The sequence below is a fragment of the Flavobacterium sp. genome (assembly GCF_025352425.1).
In the GTDB taxonomy this organism is placed as follows: Bacteria; Bacteroidota; Bacteroidia; order Flavobacteriales; family Flavobacteriaceae; genus Flavobacterium.
Genome location: NZ_JANXTI010000004.1, coordinates 1 through 5,099, shown reverse-complemented (window position 1 = coordinate 5,099; position 5,099 = coordinate 1). Strand labels below are relative to the sequence as shown.

The following is a 5,099-nucleotide window of genomic DNA, read 5'->3' as shown; positions in this document are numbered from 1 at the left end:
GAACGTTTCGGGAAAATAATGCAGGACAGGCAGAGTGTTTCCGTAAACCGCACCGATACTTCCATCAGCCACTCCAAACAATTGGACAGTGCCGTACCGGCTTCAAAAATTGCAGCCCTTTCTTCGGGTGAATTTGTGGGTTTAGTTGCTGATAACCCGGAAGAGAAAATAAAATTGAAAATGTTTCACGCCGAGATTATCAACGATGCTGATAAACTGAATGATGAGGTAAGCCGGTATAAAGACATACCTGTCGTATCCAATGTTACTCAACAGCAGGTGCTTGATAATTATTATCAGGTGAAGATGGAGGTTAAGCGGTTGATTGGGGAGGAGGTGGAGCGGTTAAAGGCGGAAAAAGTTGGTTAGATTATAAAGGCGGCTAATCGAAATAGTAAGTGAATTTTTTAAAAAAGTTGAACTAATTTTAAAAAATGTCAATGTTTAATAATATCGAGGAATGTATGATGTATGCCAATGCTGGAATTAATAATTATACGAATATCAAAAAAATCGTTACCCCTAACGACTTTAAAATATGGGAGCAAAAACTTCAGGGAAAAATCGATTTTGAAAATTATTTATTGAATGAATCCAGATTGAATCTATTAAATCTTTCCATTTTAACCGGCTATAGTTTGGCGAAAAATATTGACGATTCAATGTTCACTCATTATCGTAGGCTTCTTCATAAATTAGACAACTATTTAACAGCATTCCCGGGTTTATTATCAGATGCTTCATTTATAGCTAAAGTTAAAAACATTGAGCAGTTTAACTTCCTGTCAGTGCTAACCGAATTATCATTGTCATTTTACATTAAAATGTTACATTTAAATATAAAATTTGAAACACCTTTCAGGCTCATTAAATCAAATAAAAAGCGAGATGCGGATATAACAGTTTCTGATTCTAAAGGAAACAGTATGCATATAGAGGTTTATATGCCAAATAAACAAAGTGAGATTGACGGGTTTTTTGATCCGAATGAAGATGACCACCATTTCGAATATAAGATTGGTAAAAAGTTGTTGGATAAATTTGGAGAAAACGGGATTGCTGAATTGAAAGGGACTATTTTATTGGCAGTTAACATAGCCTTTTTTGAAATGCTGTCAATTAAAAGAATAATTAATAGGCAAAATGATTTTATTCATTTACTGCAACATTTACCAACTGGTGTAGATGGGCTCCTAGTATTCGAAGATAATTTTGGAGATGAAAATTCTTTTAGATTTATACAATTGGTATTAAAGTAAAAAGTTAATTGAAATGATATATTTTGTTGTTCCAAGGCCTGCTATTTTTTTAGTACATATCGCTACTATCCGGTTCTAGCTGAATTGGTTTACCGTTATTGATCTCTACAATTTCACATTTGTCATCATACTCGTCTTTATGAGTAATATAGAATAAAATATTCAAGGGAATTTCCAGCTCCTGATCAACAGTAAGTTCTGTAGTTTCCATGTAATACATTTCTTTTTCTTCGCTGTCATAAATTCCGCTTTCTTCGTCATCAATAGTTAATATAATTTTTATATGAACTGTTGCGGTCGCTTCCACCTCAATACTTTCTTCTTCCACTGAAATGACTTGATACTCTTTTTTAATGACATTGATTGAAGATACTTTTATATCATGTACATCATAGCTATTGGTAAAATCATAGTAAATGCTATCATCATCCACTTCACCTTTGACCCATTCCTGTAATTCCCTATTTATCAGTGAATCATTTTTTGTAAAAAGCACAGAGACAATATCCACTCTTTCTTTATACAATCGTGTCAGTAATGCTTCGAGAAAATCTTCATAGTTTCCATTTACAGTAACACCTTTTGCTGGTTTGGATTTTAAAAAATCTTTGTCTTTTGAAAAAATGATGCATTCGGTTTTGTTTTTTGAACACCATTCTTCTACTGATAAAAGAGCGATTGCATCTGGAAATTCATGTTTTTTTTCACCAGTATTAAATGGAAATGTTCCTTCAAAATATTTTTTAAAAATCTCCTCACTGTCAATAACCGGGTATTCAATAATAGTGGTATTTGCATTTAAAAGTTCCTCATCCAGCAATGCATCAAACGCTTCAGCTATAATTTTTATCTTCGAAAACTTTACCAATTTGCTCTTTTCTTTCACGCTGTTTCTTAAGACTGACATCTGCCGATTATTTAATAACTCATTATGTTTTTCGATTGCCATCCTTGCCTGCTTTTTAAACCTTGATTTTATTTCGTTTACTGTAATGATCGACAAAATCAAATTAATACTTCCAGCCTTTGACAGGTTGAGGAACTCATTAATTCTTTTGCCCTCAAGAAAGTTTTCTTGAACAAATATGGATGTATCTAAAAATATATTTTCTGGCATAGTTAGCAAAGCTATTTTAAAGACCTCACTTAATTAGTAATCTGTTTTTCCAAAATGGAACATAGCCAATGCCCTTTTGAATCATTGTCAGTTAACCGCTTTCTAAAATATCTAGGTTTCTCACGTACCCTCATTTCTCTCCCTTTTCTGTTGGGATATCAAAAAAATCTCAATAAATTTATAATTTTAACTGCTGATAATCAATAATTTAGGTTATTTCATAATATTTTTTTTACCTTGTGTAACCTCAATGCATATTAATAATATAGGGACAAGATGAATTACGAAACAATCATAGAAGAGCTTAAGCATAAGGACCCACAGGCTTTAGAGAGCCTTTATAATACCTATGGTGCCAAATTTTATGATTATTGTATCCGGAAGTGGCAATTATCTGAAGATGCCGCCTGGGAAGCAGTTTATCAAACAATTGAAACGGTGGTTTTAAAAGGGTCACAATATCAATTCGAATCTAATCTGCATTTTCAGAATTTTTTGTTTAAAGTACTGTTGAATTTTTTGCGCCAGCTATATCGGAAACAACAAGCAGGACATTCTGCTTTGGAGTTTGTTGAACTTGATACGGATGGTGACATATCAGTCATACAAAGAAAAATTGATAAAAAAACTTTTACCGATTATTATCAATCGGAATCAGTTGAACCGGAAATCATGCAGACTTTAAATCATGCTCTTTCCCAATTAGCTCCTTCTGATAAAGATCTTCTTTTATTAAAGGCACAAAATTATACTTATGATGAAATAGCCGAAATACTAGGTATTGAAAATAATCAGTTAAAGGTGAAGCATCATAGAGCAAAACAAAAATTAATTAAACTTTTAAATGAATCCAGTTTATGAACGCAAACAATCAAATCGATATGCTGGACGAGACCTTGAAAATATATTTTCTGGAATCGGCAAAAACAGATGAAACATCTCTTCATCAGGAATTGTCTGTAATTCTTTCAAATGACAACCCTGTTGAAATGCCTGATGCGATGAGGCTTAAGTTAATGAACCGGTTAAAAGATGCTTTGCAGCAGGTTTCCTTTGGGCAGTTAATAACCGAAGCTCTCCAAAGCAACAATATTGAAGCAGACAATTTAGCTGAACTGACTGGTTTGCCGGTACCTGTGCTGAAAGAACTACAGGCAGATACCGTTTTTACCAATAATGTTCCGATTGTTTTTTTGAAAAAGTTACTCAATTCATTAAACATATCTTATCAGGTAGCAGAACAGGCTATACGAAATACGTTTGAACTATTACAACATCGTATTCCATCCTCTGCTTCTTATAATGGTGTGACGCCTGCTTTTAAAAAAGGTAATCTTTCTTCAATAGAATCCTTTATAAAGAACATGCCAAAAACTTCTGGTAAGGAATTGTTTCAGAATGAAGAAGCGTTGAACCGTTATTTAAACAGATTAAATGAACTGATGAATAGTTAATTATGGAAAACATGGTTAGGTGGTCATATTCAACTATAAACACCCTTAAGCAATGTAATAGAAAATATTATTTTGCCCAGGTGATGGCTACACATGGGCGTAAGATTCCACAAAGACGCAAGGCGTATGAATTGAAAAAAATGCAGAATCTTACTATGTGGAAGGGATCTGTGGTTGATAAGTTTATGGAGAAAACAGTAATTCCTGCCATCCGGGATAAGAAGGAATTGGATTTTACGGTTTTCGGTATCCAGGCAGTAGAATTGGCCAAAAATCAGTTTCAGTTTTCACAGGCAAAAGCCTATAACGATGCAGGACTAAAAAAATCTGAGGCTGATAATGAATTTTGTATTCTGGATGTGCATGAATTAGGTAAACCATATACAGAAGTTGAATTGGCGGAAGCTTATGAAACCATAAAACAGGCTGTTGAAAATATACCCTTAATTAAAATGCCGGATGGGACTTTACTGATAACTTATTTAAAAGAATGCAACCAACTGGTGCCAAACGTAACCAACTGGAAAGTGGAGATAGAAAACGCAAGGGTAAGTCCCCAGATAGATTTAATCGCCTATCACAACTTTAAACCTGTTGTTATTGACTGGAAACTATCGGATAGTTTTATAGCAGATTATTCGAGACAACTTATTATTTGCGGCATCACTGTTTATCTGAAAAGACTGGAAGGAGATAAGCAGCCTTACCAATACAGTGACATACAACTTTATGAAGTAAACCTGTTAAACGGAGTAGTTAAACAGCACGAATTTTCTCAGGAAGTGATTAATGATACGATTGATGATATTAACCGCACCGCAAAGGATCTTGGATTACTGCATGTTGCTTATGAAGACGCAGATATTGACGAATACGGGCTTACAGAAAACGAAGCCTCTTGTAAATTATGCTCATTTCGACCTTTATGTATATATCTTTTATTAAATCAAAATGAATACGATGAGGAATCATACCTTGAATTTGTTCAGAATAACCAACTTGCCTGATCTGGATTTTTCCTATAAGTTGGTGGAGACTGATTTGGCTAAATTAGAAGGCAAAGAAGACTTGTATAACAGGCAAATGCTTAAAATAGCACAAAAGGTAGCTTCGTTAACAAGCGGGCCTGCAGCTTCCATTCACAAAGATGGAAAGTTGTTCATAGCCATTCCATCCAATAAGTTGCTGGAGAATTCGAAAATAGATATTGCACCGTTCAGCGTTAATGTAAAACTGTTACCGGATGTCTATCATATTCCTGCTGGTAAA

The 5,099-nt window shown here is 34.1% G+C and carries 6 protein-coding genes and 1 pseudogene; 6 read left to right on the top strand and 1 reads right to left on the bottom strand.

Going from position 1 to position 5,099, the window contains the following annotated elements:
* Both Q0Q99_RS00540 and Q0Q99_RS00535 read left to right on the top strand, forming a co-directional pair.
* Window positions 1-369 (top strand): annotated as a pseudogene (locus tag Q0Q99_RS00540) (conjugal transfer protein TraG); the annotation flags it as partial.
* Window positions 370-440: 71 nt separating this feature from the next.
* Window positions 441-1,259, top strand: coding sequence for a hypothetical protein (locus Q0Q99_RS00535; protein ID WP_293889859.1), 819 nt, complete (start codon window positions 441-443; stop codon window positions 1,257-1,259).
* Between the two features lie 49 nt (window positions 1,260-1,308).
* Here Q0Q99_RS00535 and Q0Q99_RS00530 read toward each other — a convergent pair whose 3' ends face one another.
* On the bottom strand, window positions 1,309-2,376 hold the full coding sequence (locus Q0Q99_RS00530) for a PIN domain-containing protein (RefSeq protein ID WP_293889857.1): 1,068 nt from the start codon (window positions 2,374-2,376) through the stop codon (window positions 1,309-1,311).
* A gap of 276 nt (window positions 2,377-2,652) precedes the next feature.
* Between Q0Q99_RS00530 and Q0Q99_RS00525 the strand changes: the two genes are divergently transcribed.
* From Q0Q99_RS00525 to Q0Q99_RS00510, 4 genes are all read left to right on the top strand, one after another.
* Window positions 2,653-3,237 (top strand): sigma-70 family RNA polymerase sigma factor, encoded by a 585-nt coding sequence (locus tag Q0Q99_RS00525; protein ID WP_293889855.1) that lies wholly within the window; start codon window positions 2,653-2,655, stop codon window positions 3,235-3,237.
* Complete coding sequence (locus Q0Q99_RS00520) at window positions 3,234-3,830, top strand: hypothetical protein (RefSeq protein ID WP_293889853.1); 597 nt, start codon at window positions 3,234-3,236, stop codon at window positions 3,828-3,830. Before Q0Q99_RS00525 ends, Q0Q99_RS00520 begins: the two co-directional genes overlap by 4 nt.
* A gap of 11 nt (window positions 3,831-3,841) precedes the next feature.
* Window positions 3,842-4,837: a PD-(D/E)XK nuclease family protein gene (locus Q0Q99_RS00515; RefSeq protein ID WP_293889851.1), complete on the top strand. Its 996-nt coding sequence runs from the start codon at window positions 3,842-3,844 to the stop codon at window positions 4,835-4,837.
* Window positions 4,791-5,099: hypothetical protein (locus Q0Q99_RS00510; protein WP_293889849.1), on the top strand; the 309-nt coding region annotated here is incomplete at its 3' end. The genes Q0Q99_RS00515 and Q0Q99_RS00510, both read left to right, overlap by 47 nt.

What these genes read in the sequence shown, in the direction of transcription:
- Q0Q99_RS00535 (WP_293889859.1), top strand. Translation starts at nt 441, where the DNA reads ATGTTTAATAATATCGAGGAATGTATGATGTATGCCAATGCTGGAATT.
- Q0Q99_RS00520 (WP_293889853.1), top strand. Translation starts at nt 3,234, where the DNA reads ATGAACGCAAACAATCAAATCGATATGCTGGACGAGACCTTGAAAATA.
- Q0Q99_RS00515 (WP_293889851.1), top strand. Translation starts at nt 3,842, where the DNA reads ATGGTTAGGTGGTCATATTCAACTATAAACACCCTTAAGCAATGTAAT.
- Q0Q99_RS00530 (WP_293889857.1), bottom strand. Translation starts at nt 2,376, where the DNA reads ATGCCAGAAAATATATTTTTAGATACATCCATATTTGTTCAAGAAAAC.
- Q0Q99_RS00525 (WP_293889855.1), top strand. Translation starts at nt 2,653, where the DNA reads ATGAATTACGAAACAATCATAGAAGAGCTTAAGCATAAGGACCCACAG.